The 21,604-nt window shown below is 58.6% G+C and carries 24 protein-coding genes; 10 read left to right on the forward strand and 14 right to left on the reverse strand.

All coding sequences use genetic code 11. The annotated features are described in order from the left end of the window. Positions 1 to 56: 56 nt before the first annotated feature. Positions 57 to 1,142 (reverse strand): polyamine ABC transporter substrate-binding protein, encoded by a 1,086-nt coding sequence (locus tag AC2FHW_RS09890; RefSeq protein WP_142637176.1) that lies wholly within the window; start codon positions 1,140 to 1,142, stop codon positions 57 to 59. Positions 1,143 to 1,283: 141 nt separating this feature from the next. Here AC2FHW_RS09890 and AC2FHW_RS09895 point away from each other — a divergent pair, with 141 nt between their 5' ends. Beyond that, entirely contained in the window at positions 1,284 to 1,967 is a 684-nt protein-coding gene (locus tag AC2FHW_RS09895; protein WP_271949594.1) for a GntR family transcriptional regulator, read from the forward strand. A 75-nt stretch (positions 1,968 to 2,042) separates the two neighbouring features. Further along, complete coding sequence (locus AC2FHW_RS09900; RefSeq protein WP_281995446.1) at positions 2,043 to 3,440, forward strand: aspartate aminotransferase family protein; 1,398 nt, start codon at positions 2,043 to 2,045, stop codon at positions 3,438 to 3,440. A gap of 73 nt (positions 3,441 to 3,513) precedes the next feature. On the opposite strand, the gene AC2FHW_RS09905 is transcribed toward AC2FHW_RS09900, so the two are convergent. Further along, positions 3,514 to 4,812 (reverse strand): lytic murein transglycosylase, encoded by a 1,299-nt coding sequence (locus AC2FHW_RS09905; protein ID WP_496677853.1) that lies wholly within the window; start codon positions 4,810 to 4,812, stop codon positions 3,514 to 3,516. A 62-nt stretch (positions 4,813 to 4,874) separates the two neighbouring features. Continuing rightward, a complete protein-coding gene (locus AC2FHW_RS09910; protein ID WP_142637184.1) occupies positions 4,875 to 5,588 on the reverse strand; it encodes a helix-turn-helix transcriptional regulator in 714 nt (237 codons plus the stop codon). 67 nt (positions 5,589 to 5,655) lie between these two features. On the opposite strand from AC2FHW_RS09910, the gene AC2FHW_RS09915 reads away from it, so the two are divergent. Beyond that, positions 5,656 to 6,369, forward strand: a complete 714-nt coding sequence (locus AC2FHW_RS09915) for a glutathione S-transferase family protein (RefSeq protein WP_345741810.1) — start codon at positions 5,656 to 5,658, stop codon at positions 6,367 to 6,369. Beyond that, positions 6,366 to 6,764, forward strand: coding sequence for a DUF1801 domain-containing protein (locus tag AC2FHW_RS09920; RefSeq protein ID WP_281995448.1), 399 nt, complete (start codon positions 6,366 to 6,368; stop codon positions 6,762 to 6,764). The genes AC2FHW_RS09915 and AC2FHW_RS09920 overlap by 4 nt, the downstream gene beginning before the upstream one ends. Before the next feature lie 31 nt (positions 6,765 to 6,795). On the opposite strand, the gene rnr is transcribed toward AC2FHW_RS09920, so the two are convergent. The 3 genes from rnr to dapE are packed head-to-tail and all read right to left on the reverse strand — an operon-like array spanning position 6,796 to position 10,823. Next, on the reverse strand, positions 6,796 to 9,057 hold the full coding sequence (gene rnr, locus AC2FHW_RS09925) for a ribonuclease R (RefSeq protein WP_496702758.1): 2,262 nt from the start codon (positions 9,055 to 9,057) through the stop codon (positions 6,796 to 6,798). Positions 9,058 to 9,104: 47 nt separating this feature from the next. Continuing rightward, positions 9,105 to 9,680 (reverse strand): TIGR04282 family arsenosugar biosynthesis glycosyltransferase, encoded by a 576-nt coding sequence (locus AC2FHW_RS09930; protein WP_142637190.1) that lies wholly within the window; start codon positions 9,678 to 9,680, stop codon positions 9,105 to 9,107. Positions 9,681 to 9,683: 3 nt separating this feature from the next. Further along, on the reverse strand, positions 9,684 to 10,823 hold the full coding sequence (gene dapE / locus AC2FHW_RS09935) for a succinyl-diaminopimelate desuccinylase (protein ID WP_142637192.1): 1,140 nt from the start codon (positions 10,821 to 10,823) through the stop codon (positions 9,684 to 9,686). 208 nt (positions 10,824 to 11,031) lie between these two features. Between dapE and AC2FHW_RS09940 the strand changes: the two genes are divergently transcribed. Continuing rightward, a complete protein-coding gene (locus tag AC2FHW_RS09940) occupies positions 11,032 to 12,090 on the forward strand; it encodes a transporter substrate-binding domain-containing protein (RefSeq protein ID WP_142637194.1) in 1,059 nt (352 codons plus the stop codon). Here AC2FHW_RS09940 and AC2FHW_RS09945 read toward each other — a convergent pair. Next, a complete protein-coding gene (locus AC2FHW_RS09945) occupies positions 12,087 to 12,431 on the reverse strand; it encodes a DUF8846 family protein (RefSeq protein WP_271949582.1) in 345 nt (114 codons plus the stop codon). The genes AC2FHW_RS09940 and AC2FHW_RS09945 overlap by 4 nt on opposite strands. Positions 12,432 to 12,548: 117 nt before the next feature. Here AC2FHW_RS09945 and AC2FHW_RS09950 point away from each other — a divergent pair, with 117 nt between their 5' ends. Continuing rightward, positions 12,549 to 12,884 (forward strand): cupin domain-containing protein, encoded by a 336-nt coding sequence (locus AC2FHW_RS09950; RefSeq protein WP_271949580.1) that lies wholly within the window; start codon positions 12,549 to 12,551, stop codon positions 12,882 to 12,884. Between the two features lie 64 nt (positions 12,885 to 12,948). Here AC2FHW_RS09950 and dapD read toward each other — a convergent pair whose 3' ends face one another. Further along, on the reverse strand, positions 12,949 to 13,776 hold the full coding sequence (gene dapD / locus AC2FHW_RS09955) for a 2,3,4,5-tetrahydropyridine-2,6-dicarboxylate N-succinyltransferase (RefSeq protein WP_271949578.1): 828 nt from the start codon (positions 13,774 to 13,776) through the stop codon (positions 12,949 to 12,951). A 108-nt stretch (positions 13,777 to 13,884) separates the two neighbouring features. Then, on the reverse strand, positions 13,885 to 14,802 hold the full coding sequence (locus AC2FHW_RS09960; protein WP_271949577.1) for a serine/threonine dehydratase: 918 nt from the start codon (positions 14,800 to 14,802) through the stop codon (positions 13,885 to 13,887). A 79-nt stretch (positions 14,803 to 14,881) separates the two neighbouring features. Here AC2FHW_RS09960 and AC2FHW_RS09965 point away from each other — a divergent pair, with 79 nt between their 5' ends. Both AC2FHW_RS09965 and AC2FHW_RS09970 read left to right on the forward strand, forming a co-directional pair. Beyond that, entirely contained in the window at positions 14,882 to 15,724 is an 843-nt protein-coding gene (locus AC2FHW_RS09965; protein ID WP_271949574.1) for an LOG family protein, read from the forward strand. Positions 15,725 to 15,727: 3 nt separating this feature from the next. Next, positions 15,728 to 16,825: a cystathionine gamma-lyase gene (locus AC2FHW_RS09970; RefSeq protein ID WP_271949571.1), complete on the forward strand. Its 1,098-nt coding sequence runs from the start codon at positions 15,728 to 15,730 to the stop codon at positions 16,823 to 16,825. Here the strand turns inward: AC2FHW_RS09970 and AC2FHW_RS09975 are convergent, their stop codons facing one another. Continuing rightward, the gene (locus AC2FHW_RS09975) at positions 16,826 to 17,209 is read right to left on the reverse strand and encodes a hypothetical protein (protein ID WP_271949569.1); all 384 of its coding nucleotides are present in this window, start codon (positions 17,207 to 17,209) and stop codon (positions 16,826 to 16,828) included. It abuts the gene before it with no gap. A gap of 160 nt (positions 17,210 to 17,369) precedes the next feature. Here AC2FHW_RS09975 and AC2FHW_RS09980 point away from each other — a divergent pair, with 160 nt between their 5' ends. Both AC2FHW_RS09980 and AC2FHW_RS09985 read left to right on the forward strand, forming a co-directional pair. Further along, on the forward strand, positions 17,370 to 18,290 hold the full coding sequence (locus AC2FHW_RS09980; protein ID WP_271949567.1) for a DnaJ C-terminal domain-containing protein: 921 nt from the start codon (positions 17,370 to 17,372) through the stop codon (positions 18,288 to 18,290). Then, positions 18,287 to 18,625, forward strand: coding sequence for a hypothetical protein (locus AC2FHW_RS09985; RefSeq protein WP_271949566.1), 339 nt, complete (start codon positions 18,287 to 18,289; stop codon positions 18,623 to 18,625). The genes AC2FHW_RS09980 and AC2FHW_RS09985 overlap by 4 nt, the downstream gene beginning before the upstream one ends. A gap of 7 nt (positions 18,626 to 18,632) precedes the next feature. Here AC2FHW_RS09985 and AC2FHW_RS09990 read toward each other — a convergent pair whose 3' ends face one another. The 4 genes from AC2FHW_RS09990 to AC2FHW_RS10005 all read right to left on the reverse strand — a co-directional run bounded on the left by AC2FHW_RS09990 (position 18,633) and on the right by AC2FHW_RS10005 (position 21,440). Next, a complete protein-coding gene (locus AC2FHW_RS09990; RefSeq protein ID WP_271949563.1) occupies positions 18,633 to 19,214 on the reverse strand; it encodes a cytochrome P460 family protein in 582 nt (193 codons plus the stop codon). 269 nt (positions 19,215 to 19,483) lie between these two features. Then, positions 19,484 to 20,674 (reverse strand): dual-specificity RNA methyltransferase RlmN, encoded by a 1,191-nt coding sequence (rlmN, locus tag AC2FHW_RS09995; protein ID WP_271949561.1) that lies wholly within the window; start codon positions 20,672 to 20,674, stop codon positions 19,484 to 19,486. Positions 20,675 to 20,752: 78 nt separating this feature from the next. Continuing rightward, a complete protein-coding gene (locus tag AC2FHW_RS10000; protein ID WP_271949559.1) occupies positions 20,753 to 21,130 on the reverse strand; it encodes a lysozyme inhibitor LprI family protein in 378 nt (125 codons plus the stop codon). Positions 21,131 to 21,272: 142 nt separating this feature from the next. Continuing rightward, a complete protein-coding gene (locus AC2FHW_RS10005; protein WP_185956689.1) occupies positions 21,273 to 21,440 on the reverse strand; it encodes a hypothetical protein in 168 nt (55 codons plus the stop codon). Positions 21,441 to 21,604 lie beyond the last annotated feature (164 nt).

Raw genomic sequence — 21,604 nt, forward strand, 5'->3', positions numbered from 1 at the left:
CGGCAATCTGAAAAGAATGGCAGGGCGGTTGGTCCGCCCTGCTGAAACAAGCCGGATTAGGTGCCCGATTTGATCTTGGTCCACAAACGGGTCACGACCCGCTGTATCTTCGACGGGTAAGGCGTCGTGATATAGAGGTTTTGCATGGTCGCATCATCCGGATAGATGGCCGGATCACCGATCACGTCTTCCTCAAGAAATTCTTGCGAAGCCTTGTTGCCATTGGCGTAGTAAACATAGTTCGAGGCCGCAGCCATATTGTTGGCATCCAGAATGAAATTCAGGAATTTATGCGCACCCTCCGGGTTCGGAGCATCAGCCGGAATCGCCATCTGGTCGAACCACATCAACGACCCTTCAGCAAAGGGATGATACTCAATTTCAACACCATTATCGGCTTCGGCCGCACGATCGCGGGCCTGCAGGATATCACCCGACCACCCCACGGCGACACAGATGTCGCCATTGGCCAATGCGTTGATATATTCCGAGCTGTGGAACTTCTGAATGTGCGGTCGAACGCTGGTCAAAACCGCCTCGGCCTTGCCAATAACATCTTTGTCATGGCTGTCCGGGTCTTCACCCAAATATTGCAGAACCATCGGAATGATTTCTGCCGGAGCATCCAGGAAATGTACGCCGCAGGATGCAAGTTTCTCCATATTCTCGGGTTTCAGAACCAGATCCATGCTGTTCAGCGCAACATCCTCGCCCAACGCTTCCTGCACTTTTCCAACATTTACACCAAGCCCGGTTGTGCCCCACATGTAGTTGATAGAATAGGCGTTGTCCGGATCATACCCGGCAGTACGTTCCTGAATCACATCCCACAGATTGCCTGAATTCGACAACTGTGCAGCGTCAAGCGCCTGAAAGGCTCCAGCCTGGATCTGACGCTGAAGGAAAGTACCCGAAGGCACCACCACGTCATAGCCTGATCCACCGGCCAGCATCTTGGTCTCCAATACCTCGTTGCTGTCAAAAACATCATAAATCAGAGTCAGACCGGTATCTTCCTCGAACTTTGTCAGAAGCTCTTCGTCGATATAGTCGGACCAGTTGTAAACACGCACCTCTTCAGCGAAGGCCGCCGAAGTCCCCAATGCGATGACCGCTGTCATGGTCAGCGTTTTGATTGTCATATTATTCTCCCTGCAAGTGTACGCGCTATTTTCCCGTTTTTTTGGATTTGATCAAGTTTTGCGTTTTCGCACGATCCGTCGTATGGTTTCACGAGGTCAGAAACCTGACAAGTCAACATAGCGGGAAACAGGGCAAACCACTTGGATTTGATCAAAAATAAGGCATCCAGCACTGACGGTGCGCGTGAAAAACGACCTGCGCATGAACAGGTCTATAATACCCTCAGATCACAAATCATGTACGGCGAATTGGTGCCGGGGCAACCCGTCACGATCCAGGGTCTCACTGATTCGCTGGGTGTTGGAATGACCCCTGTGCGGGAGGCGATCAGGCGCCTGATATCCGATGGTGCTCTGGTGTTTCAGGGCAACCGCCGAGTGAGTGTTCCTCTTCTGACCGACGGCGATGTCGAACAGATGATTTATTCAAGAATCAAAATAGAATCAGAGCTTTCGAGGCGTGCAACTGCGAATGTGACACCTCAGGACATTGATCATCTTGAGCAGATCGACCAACGTCTGGATCGCACTATCAGCGATGGAGACGTCAGCGGCTATCTGCGCCTCAACCACCGGTTTCACGAAACGCTTTACGGCCATGCAAATGCCCCGATTCTCAATGATCTGGCCGAGCGCCTGTGGCTTAGATTCGGGCCGTCTTTGCGCGTTGTATGTGGTAGATTCGGCACTCAGAGCCTGCCGGACCGCCACAAGGATATCATTTCGGCGTTGCGCAATCAGGACGCGGATATGGCAGCAAAAGCAACCGCACAAGATATCGAACAGGGCATGGAGCTGATGGCAGACGCCTTAGTCAACGCTTAGATCTGTCCGATTCGATTGACAGGAAAAAATTTGATCATATTGTAGCTGCCAATCGCTCTTGCAGGAGATTTTCCGATGTCGACCATCACAAACCATTTGCCCACGGCCCAGTTGCAGGCCTTGGACGCCGCCCACCACATGCACCCTTTTTCGGCCAATGGCGCCCTAGGGAAAGAAGGCGCGCGTGTGATCACCCGTGCGAAGGGCGTCTACCTTACGGACAGCGAGGGTGAAGAAATACTCGATGCAATGGCGGGCCTGTGGTGTGTCAATATCGGCTATGGTCGCGATGAACTGGCCGAGGTCGCAGCCCGCCAGATGCGCGAACTGCCGTATTACAATACCTTTTTCAAAACGACCCACGTCCCTGCCATCGCGCTGGCCGCGAAGATCGCGGAACTTGCGCCAGGCGATCTGAACCATGTGTTCTTTGCAGCCGGCGGGTCTGAGGCGAATGACACAAACATCCGTCTGGTTCGGACCTATTGGGCCGAAAAAGGCCAGCCCGACAAGAACATCATCATCAGCCGCCATAACGCCTATCATGGCTCTTCGGTCGGCTCGGCGTCGTTGGGCGGCATGGCAGGGATGCACGCGCAGGGTGGAATCCCGATCCCGAATATCCACCATATCAACCAGCCAAACTGGTGGGCCGAAGGTGGCAGCATGTCACCCGAAGAATTCGGCCTGGCCCGCGCGCGTGAGTTGGAAGAGGCGATTGAGGAACTTGGCGAAAACCGCGTCGCAGCCTTTATCGCCGAACCCGTACAGGGCGCAGGTGGCGTGATCGTTGCACCGGATACCTACTGGCCTGAAATTCAGCGCATCTGTGACAAATACGATATCCTGTTGATCGCGGATGAGGTCATCTGCGGCTTTGGCCGCACCGGCAATTGGTTCGGGTCACAAACCGTCGGCATTCGCCCCGATATCATGACCATCGCCAAAGGCCTCAGCTCGGGCTATGCGCCGATTGGCGGATCCATCGTAAGCGATGAAATCGCCGAGGTCATTGGTGGCACCGAGTTCAATCACGGCTACACCTATTCCGGCCATCCGGTCGCCGCCGCCGTGGCACTGGAAAACCTGCGCATCCTCGAAGAAGAAAAGATCGTCGAGCATGTCCGCGATGTGGCCGCGCCGTATCTGAAGGAAAAATGGGAGGCGCTGGCCGATCACCCGCTTGTGGGCGAGGCCAAGATCGTCGGCATGATGGCCTCGATTGCGTTGACCCCGGACAAGGCCAGCCGCGCCAAATTCGCCTCCGATCCGGGTACAGTCGGCTATATCTGCCGCGACCGCTGCTTTGCGAATAACCTGATCATGCGCCATGTGGGCGATCGGATGATCATCTCTCCTCCGCTGGTTCTGACACCCGCGGAAATTGATGAGATGCTCGTACGCATCCACAAATCTCTGGACGAGGCACAGGCCGAGATCATCGCACAGGGCCTGATGAAAGCGGCCTCCTGACCCGCGCAGCTTCATCTGGCTGAAAATACCTCGGGGGAGGCGCCGTCAGGCGACGGGGGCAGAGCCCCCTCCCCTACCTCAACCGCTCTAACAGCGGCGCGGACGCATAGCCGTCCGGCAAAAGCCCCTGTGCCAGTTGATAGGCCCGAACCGCCTCGGTGGTGTTCGGGCCGGTGCGCCCGTCGATCCCCTGTGTATCGAACCCGGCTTCGGTCAGCCGGAGCTGCAATTCCTTCTTCTCAGCAAAGCTCAACGCCCGATCACCCCGAGGCCACTCGGCCTGAAACGCCGCGCGGCCCGCCAGACGGTCGGACAAATGTCCAATGCCGATCACATAGGCATCTGCACCGTTGTATTGCTCGATCACGCGGAAATTTTCGAAGACCATCAATGCAACGCCTTCACCACCCGCTGGCAACAAGATCGCTGCCTGACCATGATCCGTAAGCGGCTGTCCATCCCACGCAACCACGCCCAGCGCCGCCCAGTCTGACGGCAGCAGCGTGTAATCGCGTCTCGCGGCCGCAAAATCGAACCCGGCGGGCAGGCGCACTTCAACACCCCATGGCTGTCCCTTGGTCCACCCATGACGCGCCAGATAGGCCGCTGTCGAGGCCAGCGCGTCGGTCGGGTCATCCGCCCATATATCCCGCCGCCCATCACCGTCGAAATCCACGGCGTGATCCAAAAACGAGGTCGGCATGAACTGCGTATGCCCCATTGCTCCGGCCCAACTTCCGACCATCGTTGCGGGACTGACATCGCCTGCCTGAATGATCCGCAAGGCGGCAATCAGTTGCGTTTCAAAGAACTCAGCCCGTCGGGCATCAAAGGCCAGCGTCGCAAGCGAACGGATCGTCTGATCCGACCCCCGAAATGTGCCGAAAGATGTCTCAAGCCCCCAAATCGCGGCCACGACCTCTTTTTCGACGCCATACTGCGCCTCAATCCGGGTCAGCACCGCGGCATGGCGTTCCAACCCCGCGCGACCGTCCGCGACGCGCCGATCAGAAACGGCCGCATCCAGATAGTCCCAGATGGGCTTGGTAAACTCAGCCTGATTACGATCGCGCTTGATGATGTCCTTGTCATAGGCCAGCCCCGCAAGCGCGCGGTCCAAAGTCCCGGGCAGGATGCCCTGCGCCTGTGCCCTCGCCCGAAAATCACCAAGCCACGCCTGAAACCGGGCGCTTCTTTCCTCTGACACGCGATACATTTCCTCCGATGGTCGGACGACCGGTCGGATTGAGACTGTAAGATCAGCCGACGCCAATTGTATCGGCTGTGGCCCTTCCGGGCTTTTGATGGACTCCGCCTGTACGATGGATGCCCATAATGCTGCGGTCATAACGCCGCTTACGCATCTACGCATTCCGAATTTCCTGATAACTGCTCAACCACAGGATAGCGCAAAAATGGCGAATCTCAAAGCGCTCAGCTTTCCGAGTCGCGGTCTCTCGCCTTTCGCTCGGATCGCAGCCGGTTCAGAGCTTCGCGCAGCAGAGGGACCCGGTTGGGCCGGAACGAGGCCCCGGTCGTCTGCATCTCTTGCATGCGATCCAACCGAAACACGCGGAAATCCTGCCGCAACAGGCACCAGCTGATCAGCACGCTGGCGCGATCCATGTACACAATGCTCAGCGGGTTTACACTGCGACGGGTCTCGTCGCCTTTGGCATCCCAATAGGAAAATTCGATCGTCTGTTCGTCCCAGGTGGCCCGCCGCAGTTCAGCGACATCCACCGTTGGTTTCGCCGGCCGGTCAAACCGTGTGGCGGTCAGCACCGCATGGCTGAGGCGCTGAGACTGGCGCGGTGGCAAACGACCCTGCAGCTTGCGCAGAACTTCGCTGGCAGCCTCTGAGAGGCCGGGATCACCAATGGATTGTACCTCGCGCAGGCCAAGCACCAGGGCCTCAAGCTCATCATCGGTGAAGCCAAGCGGTGGCAGGGTGGCGTCCTCGATCAGGGTGAACCCGAACCCCGCCTCTCCGTCGATCACGGCGCCGAGGCTGCGCAATGAATCGATGTCTCGGTGAATCGTGCGCGGCGAAACGCCTAGATCCTGAGCCAGCTCAATCGACGTTCTTGGCGACGGGCCAGAGCGCAAGGATTGCATTAATTGGAACAAACGGGCGGTGCGGGTCATAATGCAGGTTACTTTATCTCTAATGACAGAAATTGTCATTAGCTCGGCATACCCATCACCTATACCCATGATGGAGCCCAAGATGCTGACCCTTTTGACCTACCCCTCTGCCTTTGGCCTGTTCAGCGCCAGCCCGTTTTGCGTGAAGACGGCACTAATGCTGCAAACATCGGGCCAACGCTGGCAGCGATCTGACCTCCTTGATCCGCGCAAGATGCCGCATCAGAAGCTGCCGGTTCTGCGCACGCCGCAGCGTCTGATCCCCGACAGCGACCTGATCCGCGACTGGCTTGAGGCGCAAGGCAGTGATTTTGATCACGGGCTGAGCGATCTGCAAAAGGCCCAATCGCGCGCCTTGATCCGCCTGGCCGAAGAGCATCTGTATTTTCAGATCGTCCAAGACCGCTGGGCCAATGACGAAGTCTGGCCGATTCTGTATAAGACCTTTTTCACTGGCATCCCCGCCCTGATCCGCAAACCGGTTGCCAATTCTATCCGCAAGAACGTTGTTAAAGGATTGGGGTTTCAGGGCGTCTCTCGATTCTCAGATGCGGAACGTCAGGACAGGCTGGAACGCGATCTTGAGGCGATCTCGGCCTATCTATGGCAGTCGACCTATTTGATGGGAGAAACCCCGACCTCAGTGGATATGAGCGTGGCCCCCATGCTTGCCGCGATGCGCGCGACGCCGGCCAATACACCGCTGACCCAGCGGATCAAACAGGATAAGCTGTTGAGCGACTACATAGACCGGATGGAGCAGGCGATACCGCTGTCATGACACAATTTGACGATCCCGCAGTGGCAGCGGCCTATCATGCCCTGCCCGAAGGCACACGTGCCGGGGCGCTTGCGCTGCGTCAGTTGATCCTGGAAACCGCCACTTCGTTGCCCCGCGCGCAGCCGTTGCAAGAGGCATTGCGCTGGGGGCAGCCCGCCTATCTGGCGCCCAAGGGATCCACGATCCGATTGGGCGGGCACAAAGCGGCCCGCTTTGCCCTGTTCGTGCATTGCCAAAGCCGGTTGATGGGCGATTTCACCTCGGCCTTTCCGGGCGAAGATCGGATAGACGGCAACCGGGCTGTTCTGTTTGATGATCCGGATCAGATCGACGCCACCCGCCATGGCTGGCTGATAGCCCGCGCGTTGACCTATCACCTTCCCGCAAAAGGCTGACTTACATGCGCCTTGTTCCCGAGATGCGAACTCACTTCTGACGGCGTTTGCGTTCCACCTTGCGTTTGATCTTGTCCTTCTTGCGCTTGGTGCTGACCGCCTTGCGTCGCGTTGGGCGCTTGGATGCTCCTCCGCGCCCCGTCGGCAGAGCCTGATCGTCGATCGACAACAGCTCCAACTCCAGCCCACCCGTCACAGGTGTCGCCTCGGTCAGACGCACGGTGACGCGTTGGCCGATGGCTATGATCAGCCCGGTGTCCGACCCCATCAGGGTTCCGGCCTCCCGGTCGAAATGGAAGAACTCGCGCCCCAAGGATCGCACCGGTACCAGACCGTCCGCGCCGGTCTCGTCCATTTTCACGAAAGCCCCAAACCGGGCGATACCACTGATCCGACCCGAGAACTCAGTCCCAACACGCTCGCTCAGATAAGCCGCCAGATACCGGTCGGTCGTATCTCGTTCCGCCATCATCGAGCGGCGTTCGGTATCCGAGATATGAGTGGCAGTTTCGTCCAGCCGGGCGATCTCATCCTCGGTCAGGCCATCGGCACCCCAGCCATGGGCCGAGATCAGCGCGCGGTGCACGATCAGGTCGGCATAGCGCCGGATGGGCGAGGTGAAATGTGCATAATTCCGCAGCGCCAGCCCGAAATGGCCGAAATTCTCAGCGTTGTAATAGGCCTGCGCCATCGACCGCAGGGTGGTCAGGTTGATCAACTCTGCATCCTCGGTGCCCGCAGCCGCATTCAGCAGTGCGTTCAGGTGGCGGGTCTGCAACACCTGCCCCTTGGCCAAATTCAACCCCGCCGCCTGAGCCGTTTCCCGCAGGCTTTCCAGCTTCTCGGGTGCTGGTTCTTCGTGGACACGGAACAGCAGCGGGCGGCGCTTGGCGATCAGGGTTTCAGCCGCAGCGACATTGGCGAGGATCATGAACTCTTCGATCAGCTTATGCGCGTCCAGACGGTCGCGGAAAGCCACGCTTTGAACGTCGCCCGTATCGCTCAGGATAATCTTGCGTTCCGGCAGGTCCAGTTCCAGCGGTTGCCGCACACCCCGCGCCTTTTTCAGTGCAGCATAAGCAGCATAGAGCGGCTTCAGTACGGTCTCTAACAGCGGCCCGGTGCGGTCATTGGGGGCGCCATCGATGGCCTCCTGCACCTCGGTATAATGCAGCGAGGCGGCGGAGCGCATAAGCCCCCGCACGAACCGGTGGCCGATCTTGTTGCCCTCGGCGTCGACCTGCATCCGCACGGCGATACACGCGCGCGGGACGCCTTCGTGCAACGAACACAAATCACCGGACAGCCGATCCGGCAGCATCGGCACCACGCGGTCGGGGAAGTAGCTGGAGTTGCCCCGCTTGCGCGCCTCGCGATCCAGCGCCGTACCGGGCTGCACATAGGCGGCGACATCAGCAATGGCGACCCAAACAACATGCCCCCCGGGGTTCTTAGGATCATCGTCAGCATGAGCGAAACAGGCATCATCATGATCCCGCGCGTCTGAGGGGTCGATGGTCAGCAGCGGAATATCCCGAAGATCTTCGCGCCCTTTCAGGCCAGCGGGTTTGGCCTTGTCGGCCTCTGCAATCACTGTGTCGGGGAAGTCATCGGGAATGCCATGCTGATGAATGGCGATCAGCGACACTGCCTTGGGGGCCGACGGGTCGCCCAGCCGTTCGACAATGCGGGCACGTGGCAGGCCCATGCGGGTCTTGGGTCCGGCCTGTTCGGCCTCGACCAACTCACCGTCTTTTGCACCCAGTACGGCACCTTCATTGACCAGCCACTCGTTCTGTCCGGCCTTGTCGATGGGCACGATCCGTCCGCCCTCGGTCCCTTTGCGGAAGATACCGACGATCTTGCGCGGGTTGGTTCCGATCCGGCGAATCAGGCGGGCCTCGTAATTATGGTCTTCCTCATGCACCACGGTCAGGCGGGCCAGAATGCGGTCGCCTTCACCCAGCGCCGGGTCACTTGCGCGGGTGATCATCAGAACAACCGGCTCGACCCCTTCGCCATGCCATTCTAGCGGGCGCGCGAACAGATCACCATCGGCATTCGGCGCCTTCACCTGCAACACGCTGACAGGCGGCAAACGATCCGGGTCACGATAGCTGCGATTGCGCTTTTCAAGATGCCCTTCGGCCTCAAGTTCCTTGAGGATCCGTTTCAGGTCGATCCGATCCGCGCCCTTGATGCCAAAGGCTTTAGCAATGTCGCGTTTCGAGGTCAGGGTGGGGTTCGCCGAGATCCAATCGAGGACCTCTTGCTTGGTAGGGATGCGAGTCATGATTTCGGCCTATCACGGAGATGCGTCGGCGTCATGACCAAAAAGGGTCAGGCTCGCAGATCGGCAACCGTATCGACATCGCGCAGCTGATCCAGCATCGCCACCCGGCATCCGGGGATTGAGGCCAGCGTGTCAGCCAGCGCATGTTCCGTCGACCAGCGCACGTTTTGAAACAGGCTGTGTGGCAGGGCACCAATGCGTTGCGCCCCGACCAGCCAATATCCGCCATCCGGGGCCGGACCAAACACCATCTGGTTGCGCCCCAATGCCCGGAACGCGCGCGCGATATGCCCCCGTGTAACCCCTGGGATATCCGCACCGATCAGACAGACTGGCCCTGTTGGCATTTCCCGCAGCATCCGCCCCATACGATCGCCTAGATCCCCACGCCCCTGTGGCGCACGTGGCAGATCAGCGGGCCAGATGCGGCTGGTCAGCCCTTCGCGGTCCGGCGAGACCGCCAGCACGATCTGCCAGCGCGGATCGCGCAGGCGCCGGATCAAAGAGCGGGTCTGATGCCGAAACCACCACGCCGCACCGACCATACCGATATCGCGCCCCAACCGGGTTTTGACACGGCCCGGGCGCGGTTCTTTCACCATGATCACCAGGGTGCGCTGCATGAATCAGGAAAAATAGTCGGTCAGGATACGGGTATAGACCGCCTTGAGCTGTTCAATCTGCGCCACCTCAACGCATTCATCCACCTGATGCATGGTTTTGCCGACCAAACCAAATTCGACAACCGGACAATGATCCTTGACGAAACGCGCGTCCGAAGTACCCCCGGTTGTTGACATCTCGGGCGTGACCCCGGTTTCAGCCGCAACCGATTTGGCCACCAATTCCGACAGAGGGCCAGGAGGGGTCAGAAAGCTTTCGCCCGATATCTTGATACGCACATCAACATCAACGCCAAACGCGGCGGCTACATCGCGCGCCTGCGCTTGCAGCCAATCGCTGAGGCTGGCGCCGGAATGCAGATCGTTGAACCGGATGTTCACGGTCCCGCTGCACTGTGCCGGGATGACATTTGTGGCGGAATTACCCGTGTCGATCGCCACAACCGCCAGTGTCGAGGCGTCAAAATGATCTGATCCCCGGTCCAACTCGTGACTGGCCAGCCTGTCCATCAGCCGGGCCATGGCGGGCAGTGGGTTCTTTGCCCGGTGTGGATAGGCCGAATGGCCCTGCACACCTGTTACGGTAAACCAGGCTGTCATCGAGCCGCGACGGCCGATCTTCATCATTTCACCCATCCTGTTCGGGCAGGTGGGTTCACCGACCAGGCAGACGCTCATCCGCTCGCCGCATTGATCCATATGGTCAAGCAGGGCGGTGGTGCCATGCAGCGCATCAGCCTCTTCGTCACCCGTGATCGTCAGGATGATCGCCCCGTCGGGCGGCGTGTCGCGTACAAAATCCACTGCCGCCGCTGCAAAGGCCGCCACACCCGATTTCATGTCAGTGGCCCCGCGTCCATACATGAACCCTTCCCGGATTTCTGCCCCGAAAGGCGGTGTGGTCCAAGCGGCCTCGTCGCCCACCGGAACAACATCGGTGTGACCGTTGAACCCAAAGCTTCGGGCGTGACCTTTTGCACCCCATCGCGCAAACAGATTGCTGATGCCGGCGCGATCAACACGGGTACAATCAAACCCCGCCTGTGACAGGACATCCTGCAGCAGGACAAGGGCACCGCCTTCTTCAGGTGTGACCGATGGGCAACGGATCAGGTCGGCCGTCAACGCAATCGGATCTGTCATGGTGGGCCCTTTTCATAAAATTTCTTTCAGGTTCGTGCACAGATTCAACGAATTGGCCCGATTGCCAACCCCAACAGGCCAGAAACCGCGGGCTTTTTCCACCTTGTATCGAACTGACACCCCCGGAAAACATGGGGCCTTACGCTGCGATTGCCTTGTCTGCCGGTTCGAATATGCGCTAGAGGGCCGCGAAACAGGTGATTTTACGATGACACGTGCTCTTTTCGCATTGATCTGCCTGACTTTCGCCGTTCTCGGCCAGCAAAGCCAGGCCCAGACGCTGACGGTTTCGACCGTGACACGGCCTCCGTTTTCTTTTGTCGAAGATGGAGCCCAAACCGGATTCTCGATGGACCTGCTTGAGGCGTTGGCTGAATCCTTGAATTGGGACTATTCCATCCAACGTTCCGACGCCTTTGGCGACATGCTGGGCGCAGTGCAGAACAGATCCGCAGATCTGGCCATCGCCAATATCTCGATCACTGCCTCGCGAGAAACGCAGATGGACTTCAGCCAGCCGATTTTCGAGGCTGGTTTGCAGATCATGGTGCCATCGGACGCGGTGCGCCGCCCGTCACTGCTACATGCGTTACTGTCGCGCGAATTGTTCATTGCTATCGGGCTCGCCTTTGCCATCCTTCTTGGCGGCGGCATGCTGATGTGGGTGTTCGAGCGCCGCTCGCAGCCCTATTTCGACCGCAAGCTTGACGAGGCCTGGTTCCCCTCATTCTGGTGGGCCTTGAACCTGGTGGTCAATGGCGGGTTTGAGGAACGAATGCCGCGCACGCCATTTGGTCGAATTCTGGGTGTAGTGCTGGTTGTATCTTCGCTGTTTATCGTCTCGGTCTTCACTGCGCGGATCACCTCGGTCATGACAGTGGATGCAATCAGTGGCAGCGTGAATTCGATAAATGACCTTTACGGCAAAGAGGTCGGAACAATCTCGAATTCAACCGCTGCTAACTTTCTGAACCGCCGCGAGATCGAGTTTACCAACTATGATGGGCTCGACCCCATGCTTGAAGCTTTTCGCAACGAGGAACTGGACGCCATCGTGTTCGACGCGCCGATCCTGTCCTATTTCGCCGCCCATGAAGGCCGCCGGATTGCCTCGATGACAGGCGGTATATTCCTGCGCGAGAATTACGGCATTGCCTTCCCCACCGGGTCCCCCCTGGTCGAAGACGTCAACCAGGCGCTGCTGGCGCTGCGCGAAGACGGCACCTATGACGAGATTTATCGCAAGTGGTTTGGGGCGCGGAACTAAGCCGTCTCTTCATCCCCGAAAAACGGGGTCATCTGCGCCACGATCACTGCATTTTCATCCAGCGCGCGCTGCATCAGGGCCCGTTCATCCGGGTCGATCTCGTGACCTTGCGCTTCACGTTCAGCCAAAGTGCCATAGCCTGTGACATCCAAAGGCGCGGTATCTGCCTGTTTCAGGATCGCCACCGTTTCGCGCACGGCCTCGGCCTCGTCGACGCCGCTGGCAAAACATATCAATGCCGCCCCGGTTGCGCCGTCGGGCAGGCCATCGCCATCCTTGCGACCGATCTGCACAAGCAGGGTATAGACCTGCTGACGCGAAGGTTTCTTTTGCTTTTCCATGCAAGGGGCCATAGCCGCGCACCTGCCTGCGGTCAAGCAGCCGGGGAATTGCAGTGGATCGCCTGTGCCGCCATAGTGCCCGCAGTAACCTGACACCGATCACAAAAGGACGTTGCCATGACTTATCCGGATTTCATCACAGGATTCCCAAGCCTCGACGTGCCCTTCCCCGAAGATGTGGTGCAAACGGCCGTGATCAGATCAGACGCGGGGCTGGTGGCGTTTTTTACCTTTCTTCAGGATTTCGAACTGCCCCTTCATTCCCATCTGGCACAATGGGGAACTGTGGTCGAAGGTGAGATTGAGCTGACCATTGGCGATGAAACCAAGAGATATGGCCCCGGTGACAGCTATTCGATCCCCGCAGGAGTGGAGCATGGCGGCAAGATCAAAGCCGGGTCGCGCGTCATTGATGTGTTCGAAGAACCGGACCGCTATCCGGTCAAAGGGTAAGCGATAACAAAAAAAGGGCCGCAGCGGATCGCGCTGCAGCCCACTTGTTTGATCCGCGCCCAGTTTAGTCGCGTAGCAATTCGTTGATCCCGGTTTTCGAGCGGGTCTTTTCATCCACCCGCTTCACGATCACAGCGCAATAGAGGTTGATGTTGTTCTTGGACGGCATCGAGCCCGCAACAACCACCGAATAGGGCGGAACCTCACCATAGGTGACCTCACCGGTTTCGCGGTCGACGATCTTGGTCGATTTGCCGATGAACACGCCCATGCCCAGAACCGAGCCTTCGCGCACGATGCAGCCTTCGACCACTTCGGACCGCGCGCCGATAAAGCAGTTGTCTTCGATGATGGTCGGACCCGCCTGCATCGGTTCCAGAACGCCGCCGATCCCAACACCGCCCGACAGATGGACGTTCTTGCCGATCTGCGCGCATGAACCGACGGTGGCCCAAGTATCAACCATTGTGCCCTCGTCCACATAGGCACCCAGGTTCACAAATGACGGCATCAGAACCACGCCGGGCGCAATAAAGGCGGATTTGCGAACGACGCAATTCGGCACCGCGCGAAAGCCAGCGGCCCGCCATTGGTTTTCACCCCAACCCGCGAACTTGCTGTCCACCTTGTCCCACCAGCCGCCGTCCTGAGCGCCGCCGGTCTGGATTTCCATATCCTTGATGCGAAAGCCCAGCAGAACCGCTTTTTTCGCCCACTGGTTCACATGCCAGTCGCCGCTGTCTTGCTTTTCCGCGACCCGCAGCGACCCGCTGTCCAGCGCATTCAGCGTATCTTCGATCGCTTCGCGTGTCTCGCCGGTGGTGGCGGGGGTGATGGCATCTCGCGCCTCCCAGGCGGCTTCGATGGCGGCTTCCAGTTGCGCGTTGGACATTTGGCGGCTCCCTGCAGATTCTGTTCACGCTTGTGTTGCCTATACGCAAGCGACGGACTGGCTGCAATGCGACGCTGAGCGCGCGCTTTGCGGCTGTTTGTTGCGGTTTCAACCGTTCAGAGGGTCCGGTGAGATGTTTCCACCACAGATCAGCACCGCCACCCGTTCGCCCGGCTCTGGCGTGTAAGCCCCCGATAGCAGCGCAGCCAAGGCTGTTGCGCCCGCTGGTTCCACCAGAACGCGATGCGCCCGCCACAAGGCCTGCTGCGCTTGAGAAATGGCCTGATCACTGACCAGAACCGATTGCACGCCCTGTGCCAGATCGAAACAAATTGAGCCGATCCGCCGCGCGCCCAGCGCATTTGCCGCAATGCCCGAGACGGACACATCCACCGGTTCTCCCGCCTGCAGGGCTGCATTCAGCGCGCAGGAGGTTTCCGGCTCAACCGCCACGACCTTGCGCGTGCCTTGCAGCCAGGCCAGCGCCCCGGCGATCAAACCGCCACCGCCCACCGCGATCAATACGGTATCCGCTTTCAGGCCCTGTGCCTCCCATTCGGCAAAGCAGGTTCCCTGCCCGGCGACCGTAGCGGGGGCGTCATAGGCGTGAATCTGCATCGCGCCCGACGCATCCTCATACGCCTGCGCCGCAGCAAGAGCGTTGGCATATTCTCCCGGCACCACGCTCAGATCTGCGCCTGCCTGTTCAATCAGCGCAATCTTGGACGGCCCTGCCAGTTCCGGGACAAAAATCTTGGCCGGATAGCCTAGCGCCTGTGCCGCATAGGCTGCGGCTGCGCCATGATTGCCGCCCGATGCGGCCACAACACCAGCCTCGGGCACATCCGAACTGATCAGAGTGTTAAACGCCCCGCGCGCTTTGAAACTGCCGGTGTGCTGCATATGCTCCAGCTTCATTTCCACCGGAAAATCCAGCCCCAGGGCACGGCTTTCCACCACTGGCGTCACCTGCGCATAGCCACTTATGCGGTGTTGCGCCGCCAGTATTTCGCTCTTCCAATTCATTCTCATCTTTCCGTGACTGGCACTCTGCGCCCGAACCCTATAGCTGTTTGGAAAACACGCAAGCAGGGATCGTTACCCCATGAGAGAAGACCGCCTCAGCCCGTTTCGCGACGCGCAGACCGACCGTTCGACCGCAAGCGAGGTACCCGACACCCCGCAAACCCGCTCACCCGCCTATCGCCTTGCCTTTGCCGATGAGGATTTCCTGTGCCGGGATGAGCTGCGCCCGGTGCGCCTGCAGCTGGAACTGCTCAAGCCCGAGATGATCATGACCGAGCGTGAGATCACCTCGACCATCGTCATGTTCGGCGGCGCGCGTATCCCTGAGCCGTCACAGAAACACACCGCGCGGACGGAAACGCTGGCCGGGCTGTCGGAATATTACGACGAAGCGCGCGAGTTTGCCCGGTTGATGACCGAGAAATCGAACGAAACCGGCGGGCGCGAGAATGTAATCGTCACCGGCGGTGGCCCCGGCGTGATGGAGGCTGGCAACCGCGGCGCACAGGATGCGAACGGCTGTTCCATCGGTCTCAACATTGTGCTGCCGCATGAACAGGCACCGAACCTGTACGTTACGCCCGAGCTCAGCTTTAACTTCCACTATTTCGCCATCCGCAAGATGCATTTCCTGATGCGCGCCCGCGCCATCACCATCTTCCCCGGCGGCTTTGGCACCATGGATGAGCTGTTCGAGTCCCTGACCCTGATTCAAACCGGCCGTATGGAGCGTGTGCCCTTCCTGCTATTCGGTCGCGCGTTCTGGGAAAAGGTCATCAACTGGGAGGCGCTGGCCGACGCCGGCACCATCTCGGACGAGGATCTGGACCTGTTCCGGTTCGTCGATACCGCGCAAGAGGCGGTCGACATAATCGATAAATGGGAACCCACCCCGCCCCGTGACGAAATACCGGGGCGCTAAACGATGGGGCGCAAGACCGGCGAGATGCTGCATCTGCGGGGCAACGCACTGACCAAGGGCGAACCCGTGGCCCTGCCCCTGACCCAAAGCAGTATGTTCCACTTGCCCGGCGCACCGGACGGGCATGATTTCTACGGTCGCGTCAACAACCCAACCTGGGAACATCTGGAACAGGTTCTCGCCCATCTTGAAGACGCCCCCTGCCTGGCTTTCCCGTCGGGCATGGCGGCGATCTCGGCCGCGTTGTTTGCCACGGTCAAAGCCGGGTCGCGCATCCTGATCCCGTCGGATGGTTATTACGTCACCCGCGTGCTGGCAGACCGGTTTCTGTCTGGGCTAGGTGTCATCGTGACAGAACGCCCGACAACCGCCTTTTCCGAAGGCGGGTTCGACGGGTTCGATGTGGTCTTTGTCGAAAGCCCCTCGAACCCTGGCCTGGATATGATGGACCTGCCAGCCATCGCGTCGTCCGTGCGCGCAGCTGGTGGGATCACCATCGCTGACAACACAACCATGACACCACTGGGCCAGCTTCCTTTGGATATGGGCGTAGATATCGTGGTGTCCTCGGACACCAAGGCCATGGGTGGGCATTCCGATCTGCTGATGGGCCATGTGGCCAGCCGCAATACAGATGTCATGGAGCGGGTCGAGGAATGGCGGCGTGTCTCTGGCGCGATCCCCGGTCCGCACGAGGCTTGGTTGCTGCATCGTGGGCTGGAAACACTGGATGTTCGGTTCGACCGGATGTGCAGCTCGGCCCAGGTGTTGGCAGAACGGTTGGCGGCGCATCCGTCTGTGAAAGACATCCGCTATCCCGGCCTGCCAGGTGACCCATCCTACACCTTGGCACAGGCTCAGACCACGCGGTTCGGATTCCTTCTTTCGATCACGTTGGAAACCCAGGCCAAGGCCGAAACCTTCATCAACACCTGTCCAATGCTGCGCCCTGCGACGTCTTTTGGCGGCGTCCATAGCTCGGCCGAGCGCCGCGCCCGTTGGGGCGACGACGTTGACCCCGCTTTTGTCCGTCTGTCCGTGGGATGCGAGCCGGTGGTTGAGCTTTGGCAGGCAATCGATGCCAGCCTGAACGCACTGTAATTACTTTTTGGGCGTGCGCAGCTCGGTGAACACGTAGATCGGCAGCACGACGCTGGCGATCAGCGCGCCCACCCAGACCAGCAGTGTCGCAGCCAGCAGGTTGGAAATTCCGCCAACCGTCAACCCATTGGTCACCAGATCGGTCACAAGCAGGCCAACAAAGGTCACGATCAACGCGATCCCGCCTTTCAACGAAGGCGCCCTTTTCTCACCCAACTTCAGGATCAGCGGCTCGGCCACCACCTGCACCAGCGTGAAGACGATCACCACAACGATGAATGAAATCGGCTTGATTGCAAAACCGGTCAGTAGCAAAGCGGCCAACATTAACCCAATGGCATTGCCCGCCAGCAGGGCCAGAACCGATTTAAGTCTGCGCGTCATCGGCTAATCTCCGTCAATGAATAATATGAAACAGCCTGATAGTATCAGAGATTACGAAACTTGCGAACCAATTTAGCCACCGGTCCTTTTTGACCTGTTGAAATCACGTGATAAAATACCTTCATCATGATCAGCCCTTCCCCCATCCATGAGAGGTGAGATGAGCGACGATCCCTATGCCGCACTTGGCGTGGCCAAAGATGCCAGCGACGCTGAAATCAAAAAAGCGTATCGGCGTATTGCCAAGGAATGCCATCCGGACTTGAAACCCGGGGACGCCGAGGCCGAAGCCAAGTTCAAGGCCGCCGCCGCGGCCTATGATCTGTTGAAAGATCCTGAGACGCGCAAACGCTATGACAATGGTGAGATTGATGCCTCGGGACAGGAACGCCCGCAACAGCAATACTATCGCGATTACGCCGAAGCCGCCGGCAACCCCTATCGCGGGCAGGCGACGGACCCGGACGACATGTCGGATATATTTGCCGAATTCATGCGGGGTCGCGGCGGATTTGGTGGGCAAGGCGGCCGCGAGTTTCACGCGCCCGGCCACAATCTGAACTTCACGCTTCAGATCAGCTTTCTGGATGCGGTATTCGGCGCCAGCCAGAAGCTGACCCTGCCGGATGGGGACCGGATCGAAGTCAAGATACCCGCAGGGATCACAAGCGGTCAGACCATTCGCCTGCGGGGCAAGGGTGCCGCTGGCTATGGTGAGGGGCCGCGCGGCGATGCGCTGGTGACAGTATCAGTCGCGGATCATCCGGTATTCGACCGTCAGGGAAATGACATTCACATCACGCTGCCCATCACGATTGATGAGGCGGTGCTGGGCGGCAAAGTGGCGGCGCCCACGATCGATGGGGGCGTAAACGTGACCGTTCCGGCCGGAACCAGCAGCGGCAGAACCCTGCGCCTGCGGGGTAAGGGCGTCAAGAAGCGCGGCTCGGCCGAACGGGGCGACCAGTTGATCGAGCTGACCATTTCAATGCCCGATCAAATCGATGATGAGTTGAGGCAATTTATGGATTCATGGCGAGAAACCCACCGCTATGACCCACGCAAAGGAATGCCGTCATGACCCGCACCCTGACCGAAGAGGAACTGATCACCGCCGTAGCCCGGCTGACTTCGACCCGATTGACAGAATATCTGGCCGCCGAAATCGTGATCCCCGAACAAACAGATCGCGGATTGGTCTATCACAGCATCGACGTTGCCCGGCTGGAGTTGGCCTGCGAGTTGCACGACCAATACGAAATGGAGGCAGACGCAGTGTCGATGATGATTTCCCTGATCGACCAGTTGCATGGGTTGCGCGCAGAACTTCGAGAGGTCCTGAACGCCGTCGCAGCGCAGCCAGATCCGGTTCGTCAGCAACTGATCAAAGTGATCGGCACCGCGAGATTTGGGTGAGAGAGGCCTAATTGTCGACCAGATATTCTTCGGGAACGAAGAATGTGTAATCTCGGTCGGCAACCGCCTCGTGGCAATCGTGGCAATACGCAACTGCGTTGGCGCGATCCCCCATCGTGTCCCCAAACAATGACCCATCCGGCATGACCATGATATAACGCCAATCAGCCGTAGCAGGGTTGGCGCCCTCGGCCAGTTTCTGCATGACGAACATCGCGCCGGGATGGCTTTTCCCCTCATCCGTAACGGTCACGCTGTCCTTGGCCAGCACAGACCCCACCGGAAGCTTTTCGCCTTCCGTCAGGGTTGCATAATTATACGCCATCCGGTTTGCATAGCTGTTCACAAATCGCCGACCATGGGTTTCAGATATATAGGGCGCATCGTTGTACAGCGGCCAGTTTTGGTAATTCAGAAGCAGATCCAACTGCGCTGCGGCATAGCCGCGTGCCATCCGGCGCTGCAACGAGTCATAAATTTCACGCGCGTCGTCCTTGGTCAGATCAGCCGGATTTTCGATAGCCAGATGAGCATCCTCATCATTTGACTGCGCAACAGCATCAGTTACGGCGACGGCCGCACAAGCCAAAACTAAAACAAAATTAAAGTACGGAATTTTCAATCGAAACATCATAGAGATAACCCAACTCGTAACCTGTTATGCCGCAATCGGCACACGGAGCTGAAATACAAGGTAGCCGCCGTGAACGAATTTGCCACATGCCAGCCACCGAACTCACCCTATTGTGCGCAAGTGAGCCTGGTGCATCCACACCTAGCCAATGAAACATATCAAATTTTGCATTCGATAGACAGCGCCCCAAAAATTAATTTTGCGACGCCCTGCTATTCAGCCGCTTATCCGCGGTCGAGACCGGCCTCGGCCTCAATCTGCTTGCGCGATTTACGGGCGCGTTCGGTGGCCGATTTCAGCTGACCGCAGGCCGCCATAATGTCCTCGCCCCGCGTCTTGCGGATGGGCGAGGCATACCCGGCCTGATAGATGATATTGGCAAAAGCCCGAATACGATTGTTTGAGCTGCGCTTATACGGCGCGCCGGGCCATTCGTTGAACGGGATCAGATTGATCTTGGCCGGGATTTTGTGGCGCTTGATATGTTCGATCAGACGATGCGCATCCTCATCGCTGTCATTCACACCATCAAGCATCACGTATTCAAACGTAATCCGTTCCGAATTGGAAACCTTGGGATAGCTGGCCAAAGCCTGCAGCAACTCTTCGATATTCCAGCGTTTGTTGATCGGCACCAGCACATCGCGGACTTCATTGGTCGTCGCGTGGAACGAAATTGCCAGCAGGCAGCCGATTTCCTTCGCGGTACGCGCAATCTCGGGCACCACGCCCGATGTCGACAGGGTAATCCGGCGGCGAGACAGCGAGATACCTTCGGGGTCCATCGCGATTTTCATCGCGTCGCGGACGTTCTCAAAATTGTAAAGAGGCTCGCCCATACCCATCAGAACGATGTTCGACAGCAGGCGGGTTTCGTCCTTGGGCGCACCCGGTACCGGCCACTCGTCAAGATCATCCCGCGCCATCATCACCTGACCGACAATTTCCGCCGCCGTCAGGTTGCGCACCAGTTTCTGCGTGCCTGTATGGCAGAAGGAACAAGTCAGCGTGCAACCGACCTGAGACGAGATACACAGCGTGCCGCGATCGTCCTCGGGAATATAGACCACCTCGACCTCATGGCCGCCAGCAATACGGACCAGATACTTGCGTGTGCCATCCTCGGACACCTGTCGGGTCACAACCTCGGGGATTTCGATCACGAAATGCTCGGCCAGCTGGGTGCGATAGGCTTTGGCCAGATTGGTCATCTCGGCAAAGTCGCGCACACCCCATTGGTAAATCCACTGCCAGATCTGGCCCGTGCGCATCTTGGCCTGTTTTTCAGGCGTGCCGTGTTCGATCAGGGTCTCGCGCAGGCGATCCCGGGTCAACCCGACAAGGTTCACCTTCCCCTCCGGCAATTTGCGGGGGATGGTCATGACGTCTTGAGTGATCGGCGCTTTGGGCGACATAGGTGGGTCTCGAAGATTCTGGCTTGGAATGCGCCTCTATATAGGACTGCGCGCAAAGATCAAAAGAATTCGTCGCGCCTAATTTACAAAACGCAGCAATTCGTCAATCCGCAGGCGCCCCAATTCAATCCGACAAGAGGTGATACCAATGCCGGTTCCCGACCCACCACCAAAAGACGCGCCGACCGCCTCGCACTGCGCATCACGATACCCGACCCACGCGCTTTGCGCCGCCTCCATCGCAGGCGCCGCGCTTGTCCGTCCGGTCACCTCGTCCAACGCGTTGGCTGCATCCATGGCAAAGCCAAAACTATCGGTCAGCGCGGCCTCAACCCCCGCTTCCATACTGGCAACGCAAGATCCGATTTCGACTTGTGAACTTGCGTTCGTGCATTCCATTGCAGGATCCGCCACAGCCAACGTGGGGGTTAAAACAGCCAGTATCACCAAACGCATGACATACTCCTCGAAGGGTCGTTAAACTAACGCGCTCAGCTTAGCATAGCGACGCCAGAGGTTACAAAAAACCGCGGGGATCAACCCCGCGGTCATTCGAACTCTTATGCCGCCCGGACGTTTCCAGGCCAGCCGTATTGGATCACGCACCTGCTGGTGGAATAAAGCAATCCTCGGCGTCCAGCGTTTTGACCGGATCGTTTGGCCCACATTGCTCTCCCGAAACCGGGTATGTCTCAGCGGATTTATCACAAGCGCTCAGCAATACGACGGCGGTCAGCACAAACAGGCCCAAAACTTTCTTCTGCATCGATGCTCTCCTTTTCTCTCTGCTTGAACCGATTAGTTCAGTATTTCAGAGCGCGGAGCATTGACGCAGATCAAATTTATAGATGACGTTAAGTTAAGCTATGAAGGAGGGCGGTCCTATCCTGCGAAACTGGCACCACTTTGCGAGCCTGGCCAATGCCCGAG

This window comes from Ruegeria sp. YTSA108, assembly GCF_059610185.1.

What these genes read in the sequence shown, in the direction of transcription:
- AC2FHW_RS09890 (WP_142637176.1), bottom strand. Translation starts at nt 1,142, where the DNA reads ATGACAATCAAAACGCTGACCATGACAGCGGTCATCGCATTGGGGACT.
- AC2FHW_RS09900 (WP_281995446.1), top strand. Translation starts at nt 2,043, where the DNA reads ATGTCGACCATCACAAACCATTTGCCCACGGCCCAGTTGCAGGCCTTG.
- AC2FHW_RS09905 (WP_496677853.1), bottom strand. Translation starts at nt 4,812, where the DNA reads ATGCGTAGATGCGTAAGCGGCGTTATGACCGCAGCATTATGGGCATCC.
- AC2FHW_RS09910 (WP_142637184.1), bottom strand. Translation starts at nt 5,588, where the DNA reads ATGACCCGCACCGCCCGTTTGTTCCAATTAATGCAATCCTTGCGCTCT.
- AC2FHW_RS09915 (WP_345741810.1), top strand. Translation starts at nt 5,656, where the DNA reads ATGATGGAGCCCAAGATGCTGACCCTTTTGACCTACCCCTCTGCCTTT.
- AC2FHW_RS09920 (WP_281995448.1), top strand. Translation starts at nt 6,366, where the DNA reads ATGACACAATTTGACGATCCCGCAGTGGCAGCGGCCTATCATGCCCTG.
- rnr (WP_496702758.1), bottom strand. Translation starts at nt 9,057, where the DNA reads ATGACTCGCATCCCTACCAAGCAAGAGGTCCTCGATTGGATCTCGGCG.
- AC2FHW_RS09930 (WP_142637190.1), bottom strand. Translation starts at nt 9,680, where the DNA reads ATGCAGCGCACCCTGGTGATCATGGTGAAAGAACCGCGCCCGGGCCGT.
- dapE (WP_142637192.1), bottom strand. Translation starts at nt 10,823, where the DNA reads ATGACAGATCCGATTGCGTTGACGGCCGACCTGATCCGTTGCCCATCG.
- AC2FHW_RS09940 (WP_142637194.1), top strand. Translation starts at nt 11,032, where the DNA reads ATGACACGTGCTCTTTTCGCATTGATCTGCCTGACTTTCGCCGTTCTC.
- AC2FHW_RS09945 (WP_271949582.1), bottom strand. Translation starts at nt 12,431, where the DNA reads ATGGAAAAGCAAAAGAAACCTTCGCGTCAGCAGGTCTATACCCTGCTT.
- AC2FHW_RS09950 (WP_271949580.1), top strand. Translation starts at nt 12,549, where the DNA reads ATGACTTATCCGGATTTCATCACAGGATTCCCAAGCCTCGACGTGCCC.
- dapD (WP_271949578.1), bottom strand. Translation starts at nt 13,776, where the DNA reads ATGTCCAACGCGCAACTGGAAGCCGCCATCGAAGCCGCCTGGGAGGCG.
- AC2FHW_RS09960 (WP_271949577.1), bottom strand. Translation starts at nt 14,802, where the DNA reads ATGAATTGGAAGAGCGAAATACTGGCGGCGCAACACCGCATAAGTGGC.
- AC2FHW_RS09965 (WP_271949574.1), top strand. Translation starts at nt 14,882, where the DNA reads ATGAGAGAAGACCGCCTCAGCCCGTTTCGCGACGCGCAGACCGACCGT.
- AC2FHW_RS09970 (WP_271949571.1), top strand. Translation starts at nt 15,728, where the DNA reads ATGGGGCGCAAGACCGGCGAGATGCTGCATCTGCGGGGCAACGCACTG.
- AC2FHW_RS09975 (WP_271949569.1), bottom strand. Translation starts at nt 17,209, where the DNA reads ATGACGCGCAGACTTAAATCGGTTCTGGCCCTGCTGGCGGGCAATGCC.
- AC2FHW_RS09980 (WP_271949567.1), top strand. Translation starts at nt 17,370, where the DNA reads ATGAGCGACGATCCCTATGCCGCACTTGGCGTGGCCAAAGATGCCAGC.
- AC2FHW_RS09985 (WP_271949566.1), top strand. Translation starts at nt 18,287, where the DNA reads ATGACCCGCACCCTGACCGAAGAGGAACTGATCACCGCCGTAGCCCGG.
- rlmN (WP_271949561.1), bottom strand. Translation starts at nt 20,674, where the DNA reads ATGTCGCCCAAAGCGCCGATCACTCAAGACGTCATGACCATCCCCCGC.
- AC2FHW_RS10000 (WP_271949559.1), bottom strand. Translation starts at nt 21,130, where the DNA reads ATGCGTTTGGTGATACTGGCTGTTTTAACCCCCACGTTGGCTGTGGCG.
- AC2FHW_RS10005 (WP_185956689.1), bottom strand. Translation starts at nt 21,440, where the DNA reads ATGCAGAAGAAAGTTTTGGGCCTGTTTGTGCTGACCGCCGTCGTATTG.